Genomic DNA, 23,591 nt, shown 5'->3' on the forward strand with positions numbered 1-23,591 from the left:
GGTACTGACCGTCCAGCATTGACCTATATCAATGGCCCGCTGTTGCGGCCGGCTTTGGATGCATTCCTACGACATTGAGGTCGGAGCATGCAGATGGAAGTGCCTGGATCGCCCGGTGGTCCGATGTCCGGCCTCGTCGCCTCGGCCGTTGAATACATGGTCGACGCGGGACAACGGAGCATACTCTTTCTCGATGTGATGCGCCGGCGCGGCGACCAATATCGGGAGCACGTCGCCCAAACCGCACCACACGTTCTGCAATATGCGGCCGAACTGATCATCGACGGCCGCGAGTTGGACGAACCCGTCAATTACGTGCTTGTCCGCATCGTCCCGCCAGCCGCCGTCCAAATCGATTCCGCGCGGCGGCCGTTCATCGTGATTGATCCGCGCGCGGGGCACGGTCCAGGCATCGGCGGGTTCAAGGCCGACAGCGAGATCGGCGTCGCGATGAAGGCGGGACATCCCTGCTACTTCATCGGCTTCCTGCCGGAGCCGGTGCCGGGCCAGACTATCGAGCGTATCGCGCGTGCCGAGGCATTGTTCATCGAGAAGGTAGTCAGTTTTCATCGTGAAGCCGAAGGGAAACCCTGCGTCATAGGCAATTGCCAAGCCGGTTGGGCGGTCATGATTTTGGCTTCGGTGCGGCCCGAACTGTTTGGCCCATTGATCATCGCCGGAGCCCCGCTCGCGTACTGGGCGGGCGTGCATGGCAAAAACCCGATGCGATATTCGGGCGGCCTGCTGGGCGGAAGCTGGCTAACTGCGCTCGTTAGCGATCTCGGCGGCGGGAAGTTCGATGGTGCCTGGCTGGTCCAGAACTTCGAAGGCCAAAACCCGTCGAACACGCTCTGGACCAAGCAGTACAATGTCTATTCTAAGGTCGATACCGAATCCGATCGCTACCTCGAGTTCGAGCGCTGGTGGGGTGGGCACGTCAATCTCAACGCCGAGGAGATTCAGTTCATTGTTGACGAACTTTTCGTTGGCAACAACCTGGCCGCTGGCAATATCACCCTGTCCGACGGGCAGAAGGTAGACCTGCGCAACATCAGTTCGCCGATCGTGGTGTTCTGCTCCAAGGGCGACAACATCACTCCGCCACAGCAGGCGCTAGGTTGGATCCTCGAATGCTATGCCGACGTGGATGACATCAGGGCCTTTGGGCAGACGATCGTCTATACGGTTCACGAGAGCGTTGGCCATCTCGGCATCTTCGTTTCAGGCGGCGTCGCCAAGAAGGAGCACGCTGAATTTTCCAGCAACATCGATCTGATCGATGTACTACCGCCCGGCCTTTACGAAGCGACGTTCGAAGCCAAGGACGAGGAGACCACCAGTTCTGATCTCGTTGTTGGCCAATGGGTGATGCGCTGCGAGGCTCGAACGCTTGAGGATATTCGTGCCATGGGCGGCAATTCGCCTGAGGACGAGCGGCGCTTTGCCGCGGCCAAACGCGTCTCCGAGCTTAATCTAGCCGCCTACCGCAAGCTCGTGCAGCCCTGGATCAAGGGCATGGTGGCGCCGCAGACGGCGGAGTTGATGCGCAACCTGCACCCGCTGCGGACGCAATATGAGGCCTTTAGCAGTCAAAATCCGTGGATGAAAGCGGTGAAATCGGCAGCGGAAGGGCTGGAAGAGAACCGCAAGCCGGTTTCGAACGACAATCCGTTCCTGGCGTTTCAGGAGCAGGTCTCCAAGCAAATCGTTCATGCGCTGGACAGCTGGCGCGATTCGCAGGAAGCGATGAGCGAGGCGCTCTTCCTCAACGTCTACGGCTCGCCGGCGCTACAGGCGGCAGTCGGCATAGATCCGAAAGGCGAACTGTCGCGCCGGCGCGAGATGCCGCCCGAACACCGTGCCATGCTCGACAAACGGGTCGCCGAGCTCCGATCCAGGATTGGCGAAGGCGGGCTTCGCGAGGCGGCCATCCGTGCCCTGCTTTATGTCGGCTCGGCGAGAGGAATGGTGGACGAACGCAGCATCGAGGCGTTGCGTCAGGCTCGTCGCGACGACAGCGGAGCGCGATTAACGCTTGCGGAATTTAAGATGCTGGTTCGCGAGCAGTTCTTCATGCTGCTGCTCGATCGCGAGGCGGCCTGGCCGTTATCCCGAAGTTGCTTCCCGACGATGTCAATCAACGCCGCGCGGCTTTTATGACGATGAGCGAGGTGCTGTCGGCCAGCGAGCACATCACAGGCGAGCGCGCCAGCCGCCTGCAGCGTGTCGCACAGCTGTTCGGTCTCGACGCCGAAACGTTGGGGAGGGCGTCGAACGTTGCCCTTTCGACCCCAAGGCGAAGGCATCGTAACACTGTCTGGAAGGAACCGGCTCATGTCAGCCGACACGTCGCAGGCACAGTCCCCGAGCAAGTACGACCGTCTGATCGCGGCTGCGCAGGCCGTGCCGCCGGCCCCAACCATCGTCGTGCATCCCTGCGATGAAAGCTCATTGCGCGGCGCTGTCGATAGTGCACAGGCCGGCATTATCCGACCGCTTCTGGTCGGACCTGAAAGGAAGATCCGGGATACGGCCGGCAGGCATGGTCTCGACATCGCGGGCTTCGAGCTTGTTGACGTAGCACATAGCGATGAAGCCGCTGCAAAGGCGGTAGAGCTGATCCACGCCGGCCGAGGTGAGCTGTTGATGAAAGGCAGCTTGCACACCGACGAATTGATGCGCGCCGTCACCGCGAAGGCCGGGGGCTTGCGTACCGATCGGCGTATCAGCCATGTCTTCGTGATGGACGTGCCGGCCTATGCTGAGACCATCTTCGTGACGGACGCGGCCATCAACATCTTCCCTGATCTGGACGCCAAACGCGACATCATCCAGAACGCAATCAATCTGTACGTGGAAGCTGGATTCGGCAAGTCGCCGCGCGTGGCAATCCTGTCAGCAGTTGAAACCGTGACCTCGAAGATTCCGTCTACGATCGAGGCGGCAGCACTCTGCAAAATGGCGGATCGCGGGCAGATCACCGGAGGGATCCTCGACGGACCGCTGGCTTTCGACAACGCCATCGACGTGGAGGCAGCGCGGATCAAGGGGATCAAGTCCGAGGTCGCCGGTCGCGCGCAGATCCTCGTCGTTCCCGACCTAGAGGCCGGCAACATGCTTGCAAAGAATCTCGCCTATTTCGCCAAGGCGGACGGCGCGGGCATCGTGCTCGGAGCCCGGGTCCCGGTCGTCCTGACCTCACGCGCGGATTCGGCGCGCGCGCGGATGGCCTCGTGCGCGGTCGCCGCGCTGTATGCCCATGCCCGGCGCCGGCGTGCTCCAACGATTGCCGCGTGAGCGCCATGGACACCATCCTTGTGGTCAATGCCGGCTCCTCCAGCGTCAAGTTCCAGGTCTATTCGATCGAGGGCGAAGGAATACTGCGGCGACAGCTGAAAGGGCAGATGGATGGGATCGGCAGCCGCCCGCGTTTGCGCGCGAGTGGCTCCACCGGCGATCCGCTTGCGGATCGCGCCTATCCGATCGAGGGGGTGCCGGATGTTCCGGCCGCGATGGACATTGCCGGTGCCTGGTTGCGGGACGAGCAACGCATTCGCCCGATCGCTGTCGGTCATCGCGTCGTTCACGGTGGCCCGGACTACGACCGCCCAATTCAAATCGATCATGGTGTCGTGACCCGGCTGGAGCGGTTCATCGCGCTCGCACCGCTGCATCAACCGCATAATTTGGCGCCAATCCGTTCGATTCTCGGCAATTTTCCAGAGCTTCTGCAGGTCGCCTGTTTCGATACCGCATTTCACCGAACGCATAGCGCGGTCGCCGATCATTATGCGATCCCGCATCAGCTTTATGCCGAGGGCGTGCGCCGCTACGGCTTTCACGGTCTCTCCTACGAATACATTGCGAAGACCTTGCCAAAGGTCGCGCCGAAAATCGCGAATGGGCGCGTGATCGTCGCTCACCTTGGAAGCGGCGCCTCGATGTGCGCTCTCAGCGCGGGACGAAGCGTCGAAAGCACCATGGGCTTCACCGCTCTCGACGGACTTCCGATGGGAACCCGCCCTGGCCAGATCGACCCCGGGGTGGTGCTCTACCTCATTTCGGAGAAGGGGATGTCAGCGTCCACCATCCAGAACTTCCTTTACCGCGATTGCGGCTTGAAGGGGTTATCCGGGGTCAGCAACGATATGCGGGAGCTGGAGGGCAGTGAGGATCCGAGAGCCAGACTGGCGATCGAATATTTCGGCTATCGCATAGGCCTCAATGCGGGGATGCTTGCCGCAGCGCTGCAGGGGCTGGACGCGTTTGTGTTTACGGCTGGTATCGGCGAAAACTCCGCAAAAATTCGCGCGCATGTCGCTGGCCAGCTCGCGTGGCTGGGCGTCACGCTCAATCAAGCCGAGAATACGCGCCACTCACAGCTGATCTCGGGTCCCGACAGTCGCATCCCAGTCTATGTGGTGCCCACCGACGAGGAGCTGATGATCGCGCAGCACACACTGTCGCTGCTGATGAAGACAACATCGACCAATCAACGACAGGAGAGGGCGTCATGATTCCCGTATTTCCGGATACCAAGATTGCCCTGAAGGGGAAAAAAAGGCCTCGTCGTGGGCATCGCCAACGACCAGTCGATCGCATGGGGATGCGCAAAGGCCTTTCGTGCCCTTGGTGCCGATCTCGCCGTCACCTACCTGAACGACCGCGCGAAGAAGCACGTCGAGCCTCTCGCGCAGGCACTTGAGGCGTCTATTTTCATGCCACTCGATGTCATGACGGAGGGGCAGACCGAAGAAGTGTTTGCCCGGGTCGACAGGGACTGGGGCCAGCTCGATTTCCTGCTGCATTCGATCGCCTTCTCACCGAAGGAAGCCTTGCACGGACGTGTGGTGGACGTCGGCCGCGACGGGTTCCTGAAGACGATGGAGGTCTCCTGCTGGTCCTTCATGCGCATGGCTCATCTGGCCGAGCCGCTGATGAAGAACGGCGGCACCATGTTTACCATGACCTATTATGGAAGCCAGATGGTCGTGGAGAACTACAATGTGATGGGTGTCGCCAAGGCTGCGCTCGAGGCCTCGGTGCGCTATATCGCCGCCGAGCTGGGCCCGAAGGGTATCCGCGTGCACGCGATTTCGCCCGGACCGCTGGCCACGCGCGCGGCATCTGGCATTCCCGAGTTCGACGAACTGATGGACAAGGCGCAATCCAAGGCCCCGTCGCGCAGCCTCGTCAGCATTGATGATGTCGGCAACGCCACGGCATTTCTCGCACTCGACGGCGCCAAGCTCATTACGGGAAGCGTTCTCTATATTGATGGTGGTTATCACATCATCGATTGAAGAGGACGGGACGCGACTCAGCGATAGTGCAGGGCGATCAGCTCGGCGATGCAAGCCGGTCGTTTGCCCCCTTCTATCTCGATGACCAGATGATAGTTCACGCGCAGCCCGTCGGGAGGGACATCCTCCGTCTCAGCAACGCTGACGCGGCCGCGCAGCTTTGATCCCGCCGGGACCGGCGAAAGATACCTGATCCTATCCGCGCCGTAGTTCAGGGTGTTGCGGAGGCCTTTCAACCCCATCACAGAGCGGATGAACATCGGTGCCAGCGCCAGGGACAGCATGCCATGGGCGATAGTGGTGCCGCCGGGCATCTCTTTCCTCGCGCGCTCCTGATCGACATGGATCCACTGTTCATCGCAGGTCGCTTCCGCAAACTTGTTGATCCGGTCCTGCGTCACCTCGATCCAGTCGCTGGCGCCGATCTCGGTGCCGACTGCGGATCTGATCTCGTCGAAATCGCCAAATATTCGCATGTCCGTCACCTGGTCAGATATTCATTTCCGGCACGTGTTCGGGAACGACGAGGTCAGCCTCAGTCACCGCCATGACCTCACCGATCGTGACGCCCGGCGCAGTCTCCAGCAACGTCGCCTTACCGTCGGGAAAGCCGATCACCGCCATGTCGGTGACGACGAGATGGACGGGCCGTGCCGAGGTGAGTGGCAACGTGCATTTCGCGACGATCTTCGACTTGCCTTTCGCCGCATGCTGCATGGCGACGATGACTCGCTTGGCGCCGCTCACCAGGTCCATCGCGCCGCCCATGCCGGGCACCATCTTGCCCGGGATCATCCAGTTGGCGAGATGGCCATGGGCATCAACTTGAAGGCCCCCAAGTACCGTGACGTCGACATGACCGCCGCGGATCAGTCCGAACGACATCGCGCTGTCAAAGGTCGAGGCCCCGGGCAGCGCGCTAATCGGGCGCCCCCCTGCGTCCGTTAGCGTCGGATGCGCCAGGCCTTGCTCGGGGATAGGCCCCGTTCCGATCAGGCCGTTTTCCGACTGGAAGAATACCTTCAGGTCCGTTGGAACGTAGTTCGCGACCAGCGTCGGGATACCGATGCCGAGATTGACGAGGTCGCCGCTCCGAAGCTCCTTGGCGACACGCCGGGCGATGATGATCTGCGGATCCATGTCGTCACCCGTTTGTAATGAGGTAGTCGACGAGCGGCGCCGGGGTCACGACGTGGTCGGGCGCGATCACCCCGACTGGCACGATGTTCTCCGCCGTGACGATCACGGTGTCGGCGGCCATTGCCATGACTGGATTGAAGTTGCGCGAGGTCAGGGCGTACGCCAAGTTGCCGAGGTAGTCGGCAAGGAAGGCGTGCACTAGCGCAAACTGCGCCCGCAAGGCTGTCTCAAGCAGAAAAGGCTTTCCGTCGACTTCGATCTCCCGCTTTCCCTGAGCAACCAGCGTGCCGACGCCGGTTGGCGTCAAAACTCCACCCAGCCCGCATCCACCCGCACGAATGCGCTCGACGAAGGTTCCCTGGGGTACCAGATCGACGGCGATCTGGTTTGCCAGCATCTGCTGCTGTGCCTTCGCATTGAGACCGATATGCGTTGCGGTCAATCGCGCGACCAGCGCAGCATCGAACAGCTTGCCGACGCCCTTGCCGGGGATCGCTGCATCATTGCAGATCAGCGACAGGCCGCCCTTCTTCTGCCGCACCACCTCGTCGAGCAGACGCTCCGGTGTTCCGACACCCATGAAACCGCCGACCATGACACTCGCGCCGACTGGGATCATTGCGACGGCTTCTTCGAGGGAAATGGCCTTCATGAGGAAGAACTCCGGTCGGCGCGTGCAGGGCGGTCAATGAATGCTGGAGGGCGGAAATCGCGCTGCTTTGATCTGCGTCAAGGCTCCGCATCATTCGCGGACGATTCCCACGCTCGCGAGCGTGTCGTGCCAGAGCTTGCGCAGTTCGGTGTGTCGGCTTTCCAAGACTGTGCTGACGGTATCGCGGAAGGGCACCAAGTCAGGACCTTTCAGGAACAGGATCTGTGCCTGTAACAGACGGCCGCTCTCGATCTCGATGCGGCGCAACGCCATCACGAAGGGGTCATTCGCGTTTGCCTCAAGCGGTAGCAACGCAGCTGGCCGGATCCCGGCGTGGACGGCATGCGCGAGCGCGGCGAGGTGTACTGCTTGCCAAAGAGAGCGATCGGCAGTGCCTTCGTTCGGCGTCGGAAGCCAGGCGGCCTCCCAAGACATGGCCATGTAGCCCAGGGCGAGATCCGGCACCCATGTGGTTGCGCGCATCAGAAGCGAGACGATCTCGCTCTCTCGGTAGAATTGAGCGTTCAATTCTGTCTGCCAGCCGGCCTCGAACTTCGCCGGCAGGGCGAGGCCGAATTGCCTTGCGAGAGCGCCATGGGCCGAGATCAGGAAAGCGGCGACGCGGGTCTGCTGACCGTGCGGCACGCGGCCTTCGGAGTCGAGTGGTCCGAGAAGTCCGCTCATGCCGGGGTCCTCTGGACGGGGATGGCACGCAGATGGTCGTAGCCGGCGGGAAATGGAGTGAGCTCACCGCTAGGATCTTCGGGCGCAATCCAGACCGCTTTGTTACCTTGCCAGCGTCCAGCCAGCACGTCGTCGGCGAATCGCGCGAGCAGGTCGGCTGTGAGCGCACCCTTTTCCAACGTGAAGGCGTGATAGGCGCCCGGGATGATCACGAGCGCGCTGTTGGGGATTTCGACTCGCAGCGTGTCGTGCAGGGCGCGCGGCGTCAGGAAGTCGAACTCTCCGTTCAGGATCATGGTTGGGACGGCGATCGAGGCGAGTTGCGGCGTCAGCGGCTGAAAGTCGAGGAACGACTCCATCAGGTTCTGTAACGCGTAGAGGTCATTGACAAGCCAGCCCTGCCGCTTGACCCCGTCGAGCTTGTCCAGCAGCGGCTTCAACCATTCATCGGACAGATTCATCGGCAGCAGCAGATCCTGGAGATAGCCGGTTCCACCCAGAATTAAGCCGGTACGTAGTGCGTTGCCGATCAGGAGAAGTTGAGGCGAAAGCTCGGCAAAGCAACTCATGGGCACCAGACCCGAGAGGCGCCTTCCATGCTCGATCGCGTAGCGCAGCGCGATCAAGCCACCGAAGCTGATTCCACTGAGGAAGACCGAACCTTCACCGAGCATCTCGATCAGGCGATGCAGCGCAAGGACATGGTCGTCCTGATTGATGAAAAGCGTCGGCTTGTCAGAGGCGCCCTGGCCGAGCAGATCGAATGTCGCAACGCGAAATCCCCGTGCGATAAGCGCGTCGCGATAAGCGCTCCACAGTTCGGAATATTGGGTCAGTCCATTGACCAGCACGTACGCCGGCGCCGTCGCAGGACCGTCGAGCTCATACCGGATCCGGTAGGAGCCGTGCGTGAGGAATGGCATCGCGGCGACTCGGCATGTAATTCGTTCTAAAGAATTGTCGCGCGGGCAGTGCGAATTCCCTTGCGCTAGATCAAAGGTCGCGCCGCGTCCGCTCCTAGCGTTTGGGAAAATCAAAGCCTGCCGGAGGAATTCGCCATGATCGGGAGACATGTCATGCGGCGATATCTCATCAGCCTGCTGTTGCTATTGATCGGGACATCGCTCGCGGTTGCGCAGCCCATCACGCGCCGCTCGTCGCAGATGCAGCATGACGGTCTGAAGAAGACCTACGAGATCGCGAATTTTCGACTTGGCGGCAAGTACGATCTCGCCGATCCCTCGAAGTGGGAGAATGGCGGCGAGGGCGGCGTCACGCTCGAATCGCTTGGCGCCGGGAAATTGCACACCGCCTATATCGCGGTCGGTACGCCGCGGCGCAACGCTGCCGGTGAGATCACCAATGCCGTCGTCATCAACTCATATTATTCTGGCGATGCCACCGACATGTACGAGCAGTGGGTCAAAGGAGCAGCCTTGTCAGGCACCGTGCCAATTATTGGTCCGGGCCGGCCCATCGACACGGATCGCTACTACGTCATCATGGTCGATCCACTCGGAACGTGGGGCGCCAGCAAACCGTCGGACGGTCTCGGCGTAAAGTTTCCGCAGTACAGCTACTATGACATGGTCCAGGCCAACTACCGGATGCTGCGCGAGGGGCTGAAGGTCGCGCGCGTTGCGCTGGTGTCCGGCGTATCCATGGGCGGCACGCAGACGTATGTCTGGGGCGTGATGCATCCCGAATATATCGGCGCACTGATGCCGATCGGCGGCACCACGCAGTCGGATGGCGAGGATCCCGTCGGCAACTGGACATTCCAGATGATGACGGCAGCGATCGAATCCGATCCGGTGTGGCAGGAAACGAAGGGTGATTATTACAAGCTGCCCAAGGAGAAGCATCCGATGCCGGGCGTGGCGTTCGGCTGGTCGATCCTCGGGATGACGGGCTATGACTTTGCGTTCCGTACGACCCAGAATTGGGGGGCAGTCCAGCCCGAAATCTTCTATTGGGACCCCCGAACGAAAAGGCGGCGTTAAACGTCGTCAACCGTGCCAAGCTTTACGATGCGGTCGACCTGGTCTGGCGCAACCGTGTCGGCGAAACGCACAACATCAACCCTTATCTCGGCCGCATCCAGGCGCGGACGCTGGTGATGCACATCACCAATGACCTGTGGCTGAACTTCAAGTTGGCTCAGAAGGCAGTCGATCGCGTGCCTGGTGCAGACCTTATTGCTCAGGAAAGCCCGGTCGCCCATTATGGTGTGTTTCCGATCATCAACCAGCGCAAGAATGACCCGAAGTTCGTTGCCTTCATGGATGATGTGGCGAGCCTCGACCGCGCGCAGAAATTCGTTGACAAGAATTATCGGGTGCCCGGCGTCGCCGAGAACATCGACCCTAAAAAGTCGTTCTGGAAAGAGTTCGTGACCTACCCCTATCCGGTCAAATACGCCAATGCCAAAGACAAGGGCGGCAATTCCTGGCAGATCGGCTACATGGATGAATATGCTGGCACGGATAAGGATCCGAAGGTCCTCGTCGTCATCCATGGCAAAGGCGCTTTCGGCGGTCACTACGGCAACATCATGCAGTATGCGTTGCGCAGCGGCCTTCGCGTGATCGTGCCCGATCTGCCGCATTACGGCATGTCCGGGCCTGGCAATCTCGACAAGAGTCCGGCGCGCACGATGCAGGACATGCGCGAGGTCATCTACGACCTCGTCGTCAACCAGCTCGGCGTCAAGAAGGCGTATTATCTCGGCCATTCGCTCGGCGGTCAGTTCGTGATGGGCTACGCCCTGACCTGGCCGGATACAGTGCAGGGCCTCGCGCTGGAGGCGCCGTCAGGTCTCGAGGAATATCCGCGCGAGATCACCATCGCGAAAGGCAAAAAGGCGCCGCTGTTCGACCCGGCCTTCGATCATGACTTCGACAAGTGGAGGGCGACCTGGGACCAGACCGGGATCCTTGCCGCGGAGAAGGCGCGTGACGAGCAGAACATTCGTGACTTCTTCTACTTCAAGAAGCGTGACCCGGAGACCGGCGCGGTGTCGGCTGCCAAAAGCGGCTATTTCTTCAGCGACAGCGAATATGCCCGCCTCCACACCGAGCAGCGCGTCCGGCTGACCAAGGGCAATCCGAAGGAGCTGGAGCAGTGGTGTAACATCTTTATCTACGACATCTACACGATCGGCGCCGAGCTCCAGCAGGATGATCCGAAGAACCTCTACGAGCGGCTCACGCAGATAAAGGCGCCGATCTTCCTCGCATTCGGCGACAAGGAGCCGTTCATCCCGACGCCGGCATTCAATGGGCTGACGGACCTCGGACGCGACGCCATCACGCCGTTCATGACGCGTATGACTAATGCGGGCAATCGGCCGATCCTGAAGATCTATCCGGAGACCGGGCATTTCATCCACACGGACAATCCGGTCGAATACCCGTCCGACATCGTGGATTTCGTGACGCGGGGAAGCGTCGACACCTCGTCGCCGGTCGGGACCGACCGCATGATCAAGGGGGCGGTGGTCTCGGCCTTGCCGGTGGCTCCGACACCGCCCGGCGCCGCGCCGACCGCCGGCCTGAACAAATAGGGCCGGTTCATGCCAAGGGTGCAGGCGGGCGAAGTCCAGCTGGGCTGGCGAGAGTGGGGACGAGGCGACGTCACCGTCCTCTTCATCCACGGCAATCTAGCCAGCAAGGACTGGATCGAGCTCGCTGCCCCGCTGTTTCCTTCTGGTCTTCGCGTCATCGGCATCGACTGGCGCGGCTGCGGCGACAGCGACCGGCCGAAGCCTACGGTTGACTACACCAACTACACGATGCAGCAGCACGCACAGGACATGCTGGCTGCACTCGATACCCTGGATATCAATTACTGCCACCTTGCAACGCATTCGACGGGCGGCATCATCGCGGCCCGTATGCTGCTGATGCAACCGCGCCGCTTCGGACGGGTATTTGCGCTTGATCCGGTCACGCCGCTGGGCATGGCCTTCAATACTGATCAGATCGGACTGTTTCGGGCTATGATGGCGAGCAAGGAGCTGACCCGCTCGGTGATGGCGACCGCAGCCTCATCGCTGTTCGTGCCTGAAAGCATGGCGCCGAATAAAGTTCCGCAGTTCCGTCCGGGGGTGCGGACATTCAGGCGTTGTTCGACAGGATCATCGAACAAACTTTTGGCGTCTCCGAAGGCATCTGGATCGGGACACCCGTGAATCTCACGCGCGAACGGGACAGCCGGGAACTGGAAAGCCGCATGCCGGAGATCGGGCATTCGCACCTGGTATTGTGGGGCGAATGGGACGGCTGGATCCCCCCGCCGATCTTCATATGATGGCCGCGGTAATGCCGGACTGCCGCCTCGTCGTGGTGCCCGGTATCGGGCATTCGATGAACCTCGAAATGCCCGCGCTCTACGCCGGCTATTTTGGTGCGTGGTTCGGGGGACTTGCGGCATAACAAGAAGGAAATGAACGCTATCACCGCGAAGGCAATCATCCCAATCGCCAACCTGTTGTTCATGATCCTTGCCGTCTTCATCAGCAACCAAGGCTAGTCCGAGATTCGGAGTGGGAGCTGTTTGCTAGATCAAAGAATGCACGGACGATGTTGGTGTTGCCTCGTGATCTTGGCGGGTTGATTAAAGGCGCATGTGCCCACACTGCACGGGGAGGAGCGGGACTGGTCACCTCAGCCTCTTCCTATTTGCGCGTCGCTGCTGAATCGACATCCTCAACCGGACGCTGCGCCGTTCAGGACACATTCGATAGTTTTTCATAAATCTGCCGCGGGGGCTCCACCCGAAAGGTGAACTTCCCGACGGCGCTCCACCACAAAGGTGAACGTCTGGGCGAGTGGCATCGACGGAGCCGACAAGCCGCACGGTGCCACCCGCTTCACTTCAGCCGAGATCTAAGCTCAGGCCTCATCCCTTGCTTCTCTACGACTTACCGGCTTTTCTTCCTCTTTCGATATGACTGCTAGGATCTCAAGCTGGTGCGCGAGCGCAGTACAGCTACGCGATGCTTCGCAGGACTGCGGAACGACGCGCCGAATTCGCTGGATCGGCATCGAGCTCTTTGGCTTTCAACGCGAAAGTTTTGCATTGTGAGATAGAGGGGAGTTCTGCTGAGCCCATCTCGCTGCCCCCGTGAAAGCAAGGCTTACCCGGGGCTGAAAGGCACATGTTAATTCCGTCCCTGGCCCCGCATAAAGAGCGGTGTCGGGCAGGACCGGCGCTGGCTGCGCCACCTCGTAGATCCTACTCAGCGCAGTCGGCCGCCGGCATCCGCCCCTGACAGCGATGAGGGCGGGGGACCAGCCTCTCGTTTCTTTGACAGATTTCCCGCGCGGCGCGGACCGAAATTGCTACGGTCTGCTGTAGGCGTCTGGAGCTGGAGAACAAGCTTCAAAACGAGGGAGCCCAACCGAATGCCGCGCCAACCCTACTGGCGATGTTTTTGGAGTGGACGGCGACTTGATAAGGCCGCCAGAGAGACCGCGAGCGCGTCACAACGCAATTAGCACGACGCCGATGAGGGCGCCCGAAAACAGAACCGACACCACAACAAGAATTGCGAAGAGACGATCGAACAGCATGACGGCCTCCTTCGATTGATTCGCGAACATACCATGGTTCAGCGCTTTAAGAATCACACCGATTCCAGCGACTCCATTATCGGCAATGGGCTTTCCGTTTTTGGTACGACCCGGTGGCACAAACCTTCCGGTCGTAGAGTTTGGTCCTCTTGGGGACCCGTTTCTCGCACAGGCGGTCGGTCAGGATGACGCTGCTATTGCGGCCGCGCTTGCCAGCGGTGTCCGCGATGATGGTAGCATCCATGTGGTTTCAGCTCCTAAGGCTTGGGACCAAAGAGCTCGGCTTTAAGACTTTCAGTTTGTCGTGCGGACGCTGAAAGGCGTAGGGCCGGGCCCTTGGTGAAGCCCGCTGAAACAGCCCGCATCAGGGTAGTCGAAAAGCCCTTCTTTCAAAGTCTTTTGTTAGTTTCGGCGTGTTTCACCGAATGCCAAAATATAGACGTGTGGTCCTGGCCGTCGTTGCTACGTCAAGCCCTGGCGAATGCGGCATCTGCGTCAACCGGCGCGGTGGCGGTGACTTTCGTGGGGTGAGGGAGGCCAAAGAGAACTCGGCTCCCGGGAGAGCACGGCATAAGCCGTCCAACCATCGCGCAGGGAAGGCCGAGTGATTGGCTACACCTGTATGCTGCTGTGCGGTTTTCCTGCGTGTGCTTTTCGCGCAGCGGACCGCGGGTGCCAGCCGGCACCGGCCTTCCCTGCGCCCTCTTGGACAAGAGGGTGAAGCGACCAGGCAAAGCTCGGGCGAAATCAGCCGCGAGAACGCGAAGACGTGTCTGCGATTGGACTGGCGCTGCCGCCTCACACTCCGTGCGAGCGCAGCGAAGCAATCCAGAAATGCATCTCCGGAAAATGTCTGGATTGCTTCGTCGCAAGAGCTCCTCGCAATGACGACGTGGAGGCAGTTTCGCTGATCGCGCTAGGCTTCCGGCATCACCGTCCCGCTGGTGCAGACATCGCGCCGTTGGAATAGCGGGACCAGTCGGGCCCGGTCGGCTGCGAGGGCCAGAGCGCGGCGTTGGAGTCGCGCACCGACTGGGTGATGGGATGGGGCTGCGCCTTGCGGACATGACGGCGGTCGTTCGCCGCGGCAGTCTGGATGGTGGCGGCGGCAATCAGCGTCGCGCCGAGAATGATGAAAGTCTTTTGCATTGTTTCTTTCTCCCGTGACGACGCCCGGCTGTGAGATGTGTGTTTTGTGTGTCGCCGTCGCGGCTGACATGGCGACGCGCCCGGCCGATATCACCGCTCGCGACATCACATTGGGGCGAGCCAATTTTCTAGCCTCGGCTAAATATTCGGCAATCGCGACCGGTGGCACGGGTGGACTTGCCTGCTCCAATCCGGTTCAATGGGCCAAATCTGGTTTTCAGGCGACAATGATGTCGAAATATCTGCTGGTCCTTCTGCTGATCGCCTCGCCGGCCGTGGCGCAGGTCAAGCTGACCCCAAAAACATCGGCGGCGCATCCGGACCCCTGCGCGCCGATCGGACGGACCGCGGACGGCAAGCTGGTCTACTCCATGAAATGCGAAAATTTGCCGGTGCCGCCTCCGTCGCCGCAGGCGGAACTGAGGGAGGCGCCGCAGCCCGCCGCCGAGCCGGAGCCCGAGACGCGGCGGAGTGGCGTTTTCGGCTGGTCCTACGACCGCAGGTAACGGGCCGCGCCCCTTGCGCGAAGCCCGACGGAGTGCTCTTTGCCTGAAAATTCCCCGTGGGGCCACCGCCCCGATCCAGAGAGATGAGATGACCAAACTCGTTATCCGCGCCGGCGACTTCACCTTCGATGCCCGTTTCGAGGAGCAAGCGGCGCCCAAGACTGTCGCCGCGTTCCGCAAGGCGCTGCCGTTCGAAAGCCACATCATCCACGTGCGCTGGAGCGGCGAGGGGGTGTGGATGCCCCTCGGCGACTTGGACTTCGGTGTCGGTTACGAGAACCACACCAGCTATCCCGCGCCCGGCCAGATCATCCTCTATCCCGGCGGCATCAGCGAGACCGAGATCCTGATGGCCTATGGCGGCGTGCACTTCGCGAGCAAGATGGGCCAACTCGCCGGCAACCATTTCATCACGCTGACCTCTGGCCTGGACAATCTGGCAACGCTCGGCAAGAGCGTGCTGTGGAAGGGCGCGCTGCCGATCCGCTTCGAGGAAGTCTGAGTGACTGGTACCCGCTACCCGCGCGATCTCCGCGGTTACGGCCGCAACCCGCCGCACCCGCAATGGCCCGGCAACGCGCGGGTCGCGGTGCAGTTCGTCGTCAATTTCGAGGAGGGCGGCGAAAACAACATCCTGCATGGCGACCCTGCCTCGGAAGCGTTTCTGTCCGACGTGCTCGGCGCACAGCCTTGGCCCGGCCAGCGCCACGCCAATATCGAATCGATGTTCGAATATGGCTCGCGCGCCGGCTTCTGGCGGCTGTGGCGGATGTTCAGCGAGCGGAAGTGGCCGACCACCGTGTTCGGCGTCGCCACAGCGCTGAAGCGCAATCCGGAAATCGTAGCTGCCATGAAGGAAGCGGGCTGGGACATCGCCAGCCACAGCCTGAAGTGGATCGAGCACAAGGACATGACCGAGGCGCAGGAGCGCGCGGAGATCGCGGAAGCGATCCGCGTCCACACTGCGGCGACCGGCTCGCGGCCGCTCGGCTGGTACACCGGACGCTCCTCGATCAACACCAACCGTCTGTTGATGGAGGAGGGCGGCTTCCTCTATCTCTGCGATTTCTACGCCGACGATCTGCCCTATTGGGTCAAGGGCGCCAGCGGTAAGCAGCTCGTCATTCCCTATACGCTCGACGCCAACGACATGCGCTTCATCAATCCGCAAGGCTTTGCCGAAGGCGAGCAGTTCTTCACCTATCTGAAGGATGCCTTCGACGTGCTCTATGCCGAAGGCCAGAGCGCGCCGAAGATGATATCGGTCGGCCTGCACTGTCGTCTCGCCGGTCGCCCCGGCCGCGCGGCGGGGCTGATCCGCTTCCTCGACTACATCGGCAAGCACGAGCGCGTCTGGGTGCCGACGCGATTGCAGATCGCCCAGCATTGGCACGACAAGCTCGCGCACCTTGCGGCCGACGCATTCGAGATCGGGTGAGGACGATGTCGCAGATATCGCTGTCTGATCTCAATGCCGCCGATGAAGCCGATTTCGTTGCCGCGCTCGCCAACGTCGTTGAATATTCGCCGTGGATCGCCGGTCAACTGGCCGCGAAGCGACCGTTCGCCGGCATCAACCAGTTGCACGCCGCGCTGATGGCGGCGATCCAGAGTGCCGAACCCGAGGTGCAATTGGCGTTGATCCGGGCGCATCCGGACCTCGCCAACAAGACCCAGCGCGCGGCGGGGCTCACCGCGGAATCGACCGACGAGCAGAACAGCGCCGGCCTCGACCGCCTGTCGGAGGCCGAATACGCGGCGTTCGAGCGCGTCAACAATGCCTATCGCGACAAGTTCGACATCCCCTATATCGTCTGCGTGCGCCGTCACACCAGGGATTCCGTGCTGCGCGATTTCGAGACGCGATTGCGCAATATCGCCAAGACCGAGACGCGACGTGCGATCGAGGAGATCGGCCGTATCTCGGCGTTGCGGCTTGATCAACTCGTCGAAGCCGATGACAAGCTCAAGGTCCACGGCCGGCTCTCGACCCATGTGCTGGACAACCACGCCGGCAAACCCGCGCCGGGCATTCCGGTCGAGCTGGTCGAGCTCGCGAATCTCGGCGAGAGCCGCGTGATAGCGCGCGGTGACCAATGCGGATGGCCGCACCGACCAGCCGCTGATCGGCGGCCGGCCGCTGCCGATCGGCCGCTACGAGCTCCGGTTTAGCGTCGCCAAATATTATGCCGAGCGCAACGTGCAGCTCACCGACCCGCCGTTCCTCGACGAGATCCCGATACGCTTTGCGATCAGCGAGCCGGAAAGCCACTACCACGTGCCGCTGCTCGTCACGCCCTGGAGCTATTCGACCTATCGCGGCAGTTAATTGCCGAACTTCTCGTGCAGCGCCGGGAACAGCCGGTCCGGCTTGAAGGGCGGCGCCGTGAAGCGGATGCCGGTGGCATCGGCGATCGCGTTGCCGAGGGCGGCGGCGACCGGATTGTACGGACTCTCGCTCATCGACTTCGCCCCCAGCGGCCCGATCGTGTCGGATGTCTCCGCGAAGAAGACCTCGGTGCGGGGGACGTCGGCGAAAGAGGGCAGGTGATAGTCGCGGAATTTGGGGTTGGCAACGCGACCGTCCGCGTCGATCACCATCTCCTCGTAGAGCGCGGCACCGAGCGCCTGCGCGACACCGCCTTCGACCTGGCCGCGGCATTGCATGGGATTGGCGACGACGCCGGCGTCTGCCGCATGCACGCTCCTGGAGAATCCGGAGCTCGCCGGTGCCCTTGTTCACGGCGACGCGAAAGCCCTGCACGTTGAAGCCGACCGAACGCGGCGTCCCGCCGGAATTGCCGGCGCCTGCCAACGGCTGTCCGCGCTCGCGCGCGAGCTTTGCCAGCTCGACAAAGGACATGCGCCGTACGCCACTGACGACGGCCTCGCTCTCGAGCGTGCAGCTGCCGACGTCGCAGAGCCATGCGCCGGCGGCGGCCGCCTTCAGCTCGGTTGCGAGCTGCACGGCTGCCGCATGCGTCGCCTTCCCGGCGACGAACATGCCGGCGCTGCCATAGGCGCCGGTGTCGTGGCCGCCATGGGCGGTGTCGGACTGGAGCAGGCGGATCCGGTCGACGGTGGTCGCAAGCGTGGTCGCCGCGATCTGCCGGTGCACGGTGCTGGTGCCGTTGCCGAATTCGGCGGTGCCGACCGTGAGGTCGAAGCCGCCGTCCTCGTTGAGCGCGACCGTCGCATCCGCGAGATGGCCCGCCGGGGGCACTGTGTCGATCATGGTGAGCGCGACGCCGTCGCCGATCAGCCACTCCGGCGACAGGTCCGGCTGCGGGCCATCAGCCTGCATCGCGCGCTCGACGAGGTCGAGGCACTGGTCGAGGCCGTAGGAGCCGTAGAACACGTCCTGAAATTCCGACGGCGGTGGCGACACCATGGGATCGCCCGGCTTGACGACGTTGCGCCGCCGCATCTCGTAAGGGCTGATGCCGAGCTGCTTGGCCAGTTCGTCGATCGCGGCCTCGACCGCGATCAGTGTTTGCGGCAAGCCATAACCGCGAAACGCGCCTGCCGGCACAGTATTGGTGTAGACTGCGCAGCCGTCGACCCGCTTGTTCGGGCAATTGTAGACGCTGATGGATTCCGCCAGCGAGTGGAACATCACCGGGCCGGCGTGATTGCCGTAGGCGCCGGTGTTGGAGAGCACGTCGAGCTGGAGCGCGGTGAGCTTGCCGTCCGCGTCGGCACCGGCCTTGACGTGGACCCGCATCGGGTGCCGCGTCGAGGTTGCGATGAACTGCTCCTCCCGGGTGAGCTCCAGCTTCACCGGCCGTCCGGTCTTGCGCGCGGCGAGCGCCAGAATGTCCTCGACGAACATCTCCTGCTTGCCGCCAAAGCCGCCGCCGACGCGCTCGCAGAAGACGCGGACCTTGTCCATGGGAAGCTCGAAGATATCAGACAGCGCGCGCCTGGTCAGGAACGGCACCTGCGTCGAGGTGCGGACATTGAGCACGCCGGAAGCGTCGAGCCAGGCGAGGCCGCCGTGGGTTTCCAAAGCGGCATGCTGCACACGGTGACTATGGAAGGTGCCCTCGAAGGTGACGGCAGATGTCGCGAGCGCAGCCGCCACGTCGCCGAATTCGCCATGCGTCTCCGCGGCGAGGTTGCGCTGGGCGTCGGCGACGCGGTTCGCGGTGGTGCGGTCGGGATGAATGATGGGTGCGCCGGGCGCCATTGCTATTTCAGGGTCGATCAGCGCGGGGAGGACCTCGTAGTCGATCTTCAACCGGCGGCAAGCGTCCTCGGCGGCGGCTTCGCTGTCTGCGACGACGGCGGCAACCTTCTGGCCGATGAAGCGGACGATTTCGTCGAGAACACGGGTGTCCTCGGGATCCATCCAGTCCTTCTCATGCCGCGCGGTCGACATCAGAGTGGTTGGCGCATCCTCATGCGTCAGCACCGCGTGCAGGCCGCGAACGCCCAGCGCTTCCGACTTGTCGATCGCGACGATCCTCGCGTAGGCGTGGGGCGAACGGAGCAGCTTGATATGCAGCAGGCCGTCGATCTGCGTGTCGAACGTGTAGCGCGCCTTGCCGCGCACGACATCGGGGCCAGCTGGCGCCGGCAGGCTGCGGCCGAATGCGGCGCCGGCCTCGACGCTCTCCTCGATGTTGGTCTTGCCGAGCAACGCGTCCTCGATCGCGCGATAGCCGGTGCAGCGGCAGATATTGCCCTTCAGCGCGACGCCGAGATCGGTGCGCTGCGCCTGGTTCAGCGAGGCGCAGGTCAGGATCATGCCGGCGGTGCAGAAGCCGCATTGAAAGCCCTGCGCATCGAGGAAAGCCTGCTGCATCGGGTGCGCGCCGCCGTCTCCGCCCAGACCTTCGATCGTGGTGACGGCACGACCTTCGGCGCGGAAGGCCGGGATCAGGCAGCTATGCACCGGTTCGCCGTCCAGCAGCACCGTGCAGGCGCCGCAATCGCCGGCGTCGCAGCCCTTCTTCACACCGAAATGGCCGAGTTCGCGCAGGAACGTGCGCAGGCACTGGCCGGCACGTGGCTCCTGCGGAAACGTCGTGCCATTGACCTCGAAGCTCATGACGACTGTGCTCCGATGAGTTCGTCGCGGATCTCTTCGGCAAGCCGCAGTGTCATGTGCTTGCGCCAGAGCGGCTTGCCATGGTTGTCGGTGTGGTACAGATCGTCGGTGATCTGCTGCGCGATGGCCTCGCGAAGCGCTTTCGTGTCGGGGGCCTCGCGAAAGGACAACCGGATCGGCCGCACCGTCGACGCGGTGACCGTGAGCGCCAGCGTGCCATCGGCATCCAGACTGCCGATCACCAGCGCCGCCGAGCGGCCGACCGGCGCCAGCGAGATCTGGCGGAAGGCCGTACGACGCTTCAGCGCGGCGATCGGAATATCGATCTGCCGGAGCAGATCCCCCGGCGCCAGAAGGTTACGCTGGTTGCCGGTGACGAAGTCGATGACGCGCATCATCTGTTCGCCGCCGCCGGCCTTCCAGATGGTGCAGACGCCCTCCAGCGCCGCGGTGAGCGAGATCATCGGTCCCGCCGGCAGCGACATGCAGAGATTGCCGCCGACGCTCGCAGTCTTCCAAATCTTGAACGAAGCAAGGAAGGCGCGGCAGCACTGGTTGATCAGCGGTGCCGCGAACCAGTCGGGTGGGCAGGCGAATCCATCGAGCTGCGCAACGGTGCAGGTGGCCGCGATGCTGAAATGGCTCTCCGTGACCGTCAGCGCCGGCCATTTGAGGTCGGTGAGATCGATGAGCCGAGTCAGGTGAACTTGCGGCTCCGAGAACAGCCAGGTGCCGCCCGCGAGCCAAGCATCGCCTGGCGTCCAAACGGGCAGCTGGCGCGCGTTTGCGGATGGGCGACCGCTGTGATGGTATTCAAGTCCATGGCGACGCCAACGCTTCCAACGAGTGAATCGAGCCGGGAGAAAGTCTTGCAAGACGAGCGCCAAGTCGCAACAACAAGTCGCAGCAAAAGCGCAATCAGGCCGGCCCCTGCCTTGCAGGCCTGTCGGGAGCGGATGTGAGGAGGAGCAGATTCATGAGCGACGCAAAGCCGATCTGGATCAGGGATCCCCTGGCTATCCTCGCCGATGGCGCCGAGCGCGGCGTCGTGGTGCGGGACGGCCGAATTGTCGAGCTGGTGCCGGCCGGCGGTGCGCCCGCAACCGCTGACGTCGCGGTGTTCGATGCTGGCGACCACGTCGTGCTGCCCGGCCTCATCAACACCCATCACCATTTTTACCAGACGCTGACGCGGGCACTGCCCGCGGCGATGGACCGCGAGCTGTTTCCCTGGCTCCAGGCGCTCTATCCGGTGTGGGCGAAGCTGACGCCTGATGTGCTCGAGCTCGCTGTCACGGTGGCGATGGCCGAACTGCTGCTGTCGGGCTGCACCACTACGACGGATCATCACTACGTATTTCCGTCAGGGCTCGAAGACGCCGTCGATATCGAGGTGGCGGTGGCCAGGCGGCTCGGCGTGCGCGTGCTGCTCACGCGCGGCTCGATGAACCTGTCGCAGCGCGACGGCGGTCTGCCGCCCGATAGCGTCGTGCAGGATGAGGACACCATCCTCGCGGACAGCGCGCGCGTGGTCGCCAGGCACCACCAGCGCGGCGCGGATGCGATGGTGCAGATCGCGCTCGCACCTTGCTCGCCCTTCTCGGTGTCGACGTCCCTGATGCGCGCCACCGCCGATCTGGCCGACAAGCTCGACGTGCGCCTGCATACCCATCTTGCTGAGACCGAGGACGAGAACAGGTTCTGCCAGGAGATGTATGGCTGCCGTCCGCTCGACTATCTCGAACAATGCGGTTGGCTCAATGCGCGGACATGGCTTGCCCATGGCATCTTCTTCAATGCAGACGAGATGAAGCGGCTCGGCAGGGCGAAGACGACGATCAGTCATTGCGCCTGTAGCAATCAGCTCCTGGCCTCCGGCTGCTGCCCCGTCTGCGAGATGGAGGAGGCTGGTGTCGGCATCGGCATCGGCGTCGATGGCTCGGCCTCGAACGACGGATCGAACCTGATGCAGGAGGTGCGGGCCGCGTTTCTGCTGCAGCGGGCGCGCTACGGGGTGACGAAGGTCAGTCATAAGGATGCGCTGCGCTGGGCCACCAAGGGCTCGGCGGCCTGCGTCGGCCGGCCGGAACTCGGCGAGATCGCCGTCGGGAAGGCAGCAGATCTCGCGCTGTTCAGGCTCGACGAGCTACGCTTCTCCGGCCATGGCGATCCCTTGGCCGCACTGGTGCTGTGCGGCGCGCATCGGGCCGACAGGGTGATGGTGGCGGGAAAATGGGCCGTGATCGATGGCGCGATCCCCGGTCTTGATGTGGCAGACCTCATCCACCGCCACAGTTCGGCGGCGCGAGCCATGCAGGCGGGATAGTACCTAGGCGAAGATAGAAAGAGGGGGCGACCACAAGTGCCGGGTGCTTCTGGCCACCCCCTCCGAACCTCCTCCGGGAGGAGCAGGTGATTTGGCGATGCAAGAAGCGTGCTACTTGCCCGGCAGCTTGTCGTCGATGCCTTTGACATAGAAATTCATGCCGAGGATCTGGCCGTCGTCGAGATTGGCGCCGCCCTTGCACTCGATCGGCTTGCCGTCCTGCCCAAGGACCGGGCACTTGAACGGATGCAGCTTGCCCGCGGTGATCGCGGCCTGGGCATCCTCGGCGATCTTCTTCACGTCGTCAGGCATATTGGTGTAGGGCGCCATCGCGAACATGTGGCTGTCGAGGCCGCCCCATGTGTCCTCGGATTTCCAGGTTCCGTCGAGCTCGGCCTTGACCCGGGCGATGTAGTAGGGACCCCAGGTGTCGAGGATCGAGGTCAGCTGGGTCTTCGGCCCGAACTTGATCATCTCGGAATCCTGGCCGAAGGCGAGCTTGCCGCGTTCGCTGGCGATCTGCATTGCCGCCGGCGAATCCGTGTGCTGCATGATGATGTCGGCGCCCTGGTCGATCAGCGCCTTGGCGGCGTCGGCTTCCTTGCCCGGGTCGAACCAGGTGTTGGCCCAGATGATCTTGACCTTGATGTTCGGGTTGATGGTCTGCGCGGCGAGGATCGTCGCGTTGATGCCGGAGACGACCTCGGGAATCGGGAACGAGCCGATATAGCCGAGCACGCCGGACTTCGACATCTTGGCCGCGATCAGGCCCTGGATGTAGCGGCCCTGGTACCATTTGGCCGAATAGGTCGACATGTTCGGGTTGCGCTTGTATCCGGTCGCGTGCTCGAAATGCACGTTCGGGTATTTCTTCGCGACCTTCAGCGTCGGATCCATGTAGCCGAACGAGGTGGTGAAGATCAGCTTGTTGCCGGCGCGGACGAGCTGCTCGATCGAGCGTTCGGCGTCGGGGCCCTCAGGCACGTTTTCGAGAAAGGTGGTCTCGATCTTGTCGCCGAGCTCCTTCACCAGCGCCTGGCGTGCCAGCTCATGCTGATAAGTCCAGCCGAGGTCACCGACCGGGCCGAGGTAGATAAATCCGACTTTCAGCTTGTCGGCGGCGGAGGCTGCACTGACGCTCCCGGCAAGCAAGAGCCCGGCAGCCAGCGCAAGAAGTGATTTCCTCATCATCAATCTCCAAA

At 62.5% G+C, this 23,591-nt stretch carries 14 protein-coding genes and 6 pseudogenes; 11 read left to right on the plus strand and 9 right to left on the minus strand.

The annotated features are described in order from the left end of the window. Positions 1–87: 87 nt before the first annotated feature. From AB3L03_RS28345 to fabI, 4 genes and pseudogenes are all read left to right on the plus strand, one after another. Positions 88–2,311, plus strand: a pseudogene (locus AB3L03_RS28345) (DUF3141 domain-containing protein). Between the two features lie 23 nt (positions 2,312–2,334). Then, positions 2,335–3,297 carry a phosphate acetyltransferase gene (locus AB3L03_RS28350; RefSeq protein ID WP_085350602.1) on the plus strand — a complete coding sequence of 321 codons (963 nt, stop codon included), beginning with the start codon at positions 2,335–2,337 and terminating at the stop codon, positions 3,295–3,297. A 5-nt stretch (positions 3,298–3,302) separates the two neighbouring features. Next, the gene (locus AB3L03_RS28355) at positions 3,303–4,517 is read left to right on the plus strand and encodes an acetate/propionate family kinase (protein ID WP_085350603.1); all 1,215 of its coding nucleotides are present in this window, start codon (positions 3,303–3,305) and stop codon (positions 4,515–4,517) included. A gap of 54 nt (positions 4,518–4,571) precedes the next feature. Beyond that, positions 4,572–5,303, plus strand: a complete 732-nt coding sequence (gene fabI, locus AB3L03_RS28360) for an enoyl-ACP reductase FabI (RefSeq protein WP_368507370.1) — start codon at positions 4,572–4,574, stop codon at positions 5,301–5,303. 17 nt (positions 5,304–5,320) lie between these two features. Here fabI and AB3L03_RS28365 read toward each other — a convergent pair whose 3' ends face one another. The 5 genes from AB3L03_RS28365 to AB3L03_RS28385 all read right to left on the minus strand — a co-directional run bounded on the left by AB3L03_RS28365 (position 5,321) and on the right by AB3L03_RS28385 (position 8,702). Next, on the minus strand, positions 5,321–5,779 hold the full coding sequence (locus tag AB3L03_RS28365) for a MaoC family dehydratase (RefSeq protein ID WP_085350605.1): 459 nt from the start codon (positions 5,777–5,779) through the stop codon (positions 5,321–5,323). 13 nt (positions 5,780–5,792) lie between these two features. Then, positions 5,793–6,443 (minus strand): 3-oxoacid CoA-transferase subunit B, encoded by a 651-nt coding sequence (locus tag AB3L03_RS28370; RefSeq protein WP_085350606.1) that lies wholly within the window; start codon positions 6,441–6,443, stop codon positions 5,793–5,795. Positions 6,444–6,447: 4 nt separating this feature from the next. Beyond that, complete coding sequence (locus AB3L03_RS28375) at positions 6,448–7,095, minus strand: CoA transferase subunit A (protein WP_085350607.1); 648 nt, start codon at positions 7,093–7,095, stop codon at positions 6,448–6,450. A 90-nt stretch (positions 7,096–7,185) separates the two neighbouring features. Beyond that, the gene (locus tag AB3L03_RS28380; protein WP_085350608.1) at positions 7,186–7,779 is read right to left on the minus strand and encodes a hypothetical protein; all 594 of its coding nucleotides are present in this window, start codon (positions 7,777–7,779) and stop codon (positions 7,186–7,188) included. Beyond that, on the minus strand, positions 7,776–8,702 hold the full coding sequence (locus AB3L03_RS28385; protein WP_317245915.1) for an alpha/beta hydrolase: 927 nt from the start codon (positions 8,700–8,702) through the stop codon (positions 7,776–7,778). The genes AB3L03_RS28380 and AB3L03_RS28385 overlap by 4 nt, the downstream gene beginning before the upstream one ends. A 135-nt stretch (positions 8,703–8,837) precedes the next feature. Here AB3L03_RS28385 and AB3L03_RS28390 point away from each other — a divergent pair. Together AB3L03_RS28390 and AB3L03_RS28395 are read left to right on the plus strand one after the other, a co-directional pair. Further along, positions 8,838–11,344 (plus strand): annotated as a pseudogene (locus AB3L03_RS28390) (alpha/beta hydrolase). 9 nt (positions 11,345–11,353) lie between these two features. Further along, a pseudogene (locus AB3L03_RS28395) lies at positions 11,354–12,215 on the plus strand (alpha/beta fold hydrolase). 2,070 nt (positions 12,216–14,285) lie between these two features. Here the strand turns inward: AB3L03_RS28395 and AB3L03_RS28400 are convergent. After that, positions 14,286–14,504 carry a hypothetical protein gene (locus tag AB3L03_RS28400; protein ID WP_007612884.1) on the minus strand — a complete coding sequence of 73 codons (219 nt, stop codon included), beginning with the start codon at positions 14,502–14,504 and terminating at the stop codon, positions 14,286–14,288. A 227-nt stretch (positions 14,505–14,731) separates the two neighbouring features. On the opposite strand from AB3L03_RS28400, the gene AB3L03_RS28405 reads away from it, so the two are divergent. From AB3L03_RS28405 to uraD, 4 genes and pseudogenes are all read left to right on the plus strand, one after another. Then, complete coding sequence (locus AB3L03_RS28405; RefSeq protein ID WP_018456703.1) at positions 14,732–15,010, plus strand: hypothetical protein; 279 nt, start codon at positions 14,732–14,734, stop codon at positions 15,008–15,010. An 88-nt stretch (positions 15,011–15,098) separates the two neighbouring features. Further along, positions 15,099–15,512 carry a DUF3830 family protein gene (locus AB3L03_RS28410; protein WP_085350612.1) on the plus strand — a complete coding sequence of 138 codons (414 nt, stop codon included), beginning with the start codon at positions 15,099–15,101 and terminating at the stop codon, positions 15,510–15,512. Next, positions 15,513–16,448: an allantoinase PuuE gene (gene puuE, locus AB3L03_RS28415; protein ID WP_085350613.1), complete on the plus strand. Its 936-nt coding sequence runs from the start codon at positions 15,513–15,515 to the stop codon at positions 16,446–16,448. It begins immediately after the preceding gene. 5 nt (positions 16,449–16,453) lie between these two features. Beyond that, positions 16,454–17,339: pseudogene (gene uraD / locus AB3L03_RS28420) on the plus strand (2-oxo-4-hydroxy-4-carboxy-5-ureidoimidazoline decarboxylase). Here uraD and AB3L03_RS28425 read toward each other — a convergent pair. Both AB3L03_RS28425 and AB3L03_RS28430 read right to left on the minus strand, forming a co-directional pair. After that, positions 17,336–20,063, minus strand: a pseudogene (locus AB3L03_RS28425) (molybdopterin-dependent oxidoreductase). The pseudogenes uraD and AB3L03_RS28425 sit on opposite strands and share 4 nt — an antisense overlap. Then, a pseudogene (locus AB3L03_RS28430) lies at positions 20,060–20,886 on the minus strand (FAD binding domain-containing protein). The pseudogenes AB3L03_RS28425 and AB3L03_RS28430 overlap by 4 nt, the downstream one beginning before the upstream one ends. A 153-nt stretch (positions 20,887–21,039) precedes the next feature. On the opposite strand from AB3L03_RS28430, the gene AB3L03_RS28435 reads away from it, so the two are divergent. Next, positions 21,040–22,389: an 8-oxoguanine deaminase gene (locus AB3L03_RS28435; RefSeq protein WP_368507371.1), complete on the plus strand. Its 1,350-nt coding sequence runs from the start codon at positions 21,040–21,042 to the stop codon at positions 22,387–22,389. A 111-nt stretch (positions 22,390–22,500) separates the two neighbouring features. Here AB3L03_RS28435 and AB3L03_RS28440 read toward each other — a convergent pair whose 3' ends face one another. Beyond that, positions 22,501–23,577 carry a BMP family ABC transporter substrate-binding protein gene (locus AB3L03_RS28440; protein ID WP_368507372.1) on the minus strand — a complete coding sequence of 359 codons (1,077 nt, stop codon included), beginning with the start codon at positions 23,575–23,577 and terminating at the stop codon, positions 22,501–22,503. Positions 23,578–23,591 lie beyond the last annotated feature (14 nt).

It is taken from the genome of Bradyrhizobium lupini, assembly GCF_040939785.1.
GTDB classification, from domain to species: Bacteria; Pseudomonadota; Alphaproteobacteria; order Rhizobiales; family Xanthobacteraceae; genus Bradyrhizobium; species Bradyrhizobium canariense_D.

Coding starts and splice junctions, on each gene's coding strand:
- AB3L03_RS28350 (WP_085350602.1), top strand. CDS start 2,335: ATGTCAGCCGACACGTCGCAGGCACAGTCCCCGAGCAAGTACGACCGT.
- AB3L03_RS28355 (WP_085350603.1), top strand. CDS start 3,303: ATGGACACCATCCTTGTGGTCAATGCCGGCTCCTCCAGCGTCAAGTTC.
- AB3L03_RS28365 (WP_085350605.1), bottom strand. CDS start 5,779: ATGCGAATATTTGGCGATTTCGACGAGATCAGATCCGCAGTCGGCACC.
- AB3L03_RS28370 (WP_085350606.1), bottom strand. CDS start 6,443: ATGGATCCGCAGATCATCATCGCCCGGCGTGTCGCCAAGGAGCTTCGG.
- AB3L03_RS28375 (WP_085350607.1), bottom strand. CDS start 7,095: ATGAAGGCCATTTCCCTCGAAGAAGCCGTCGCAATGATCCCAGTCGGC.
- AB3L03_RS28380 (WP_085350608.1), bottom strand. CDS start 7,779: ATGAGCGGACTTCTCGGACCACTCGACTCCGAAGGCCGCGTGCCGCAC.
- AB3L03_RS28385 (WP_317245915.1), bottom strand. CDS start 8,702: ATGCCATTCCTCACGCACGGCTCCTACCGGATCCGGTATGAGCTCGAC.
- AB3L03_RS28400 (WP_007612884.1), bottom strand. CDS start 14,504: ATGCAAAAGACTTTCATCATTCTCGGCGCGACGCTGATTGCCGCCGCC.
- AB3L03_RS28405 (WP_018456703.1), top strand. CDS start 14,732: ATGATGTCGAAATATCTGCTGGTCCTTCTGCTGATCGCCTCGCCGGCC.
- AB3L03_RS28410 (WP_085350612.1), top strand. CDS start 15,099: ATGACCAAACTCGTTATCCGCGCCGGCGACTTCACCTTCGATGCCCGT.
- AB3L03_RS28435 (WP_368507371.1), top strand. CDS start 21,040: ATGAGCGACGCAAAGCCGATCTGGATCAGGGATCCCCTGGCTATCCTC.
- AB3L03_RS28440 (WP_368507372.1), bottom strand. CDS start 23,577: ATGAGGAAATCACTTCTTGCGCTGGCTGCCGGGCTCTTGCTTGCCGGG.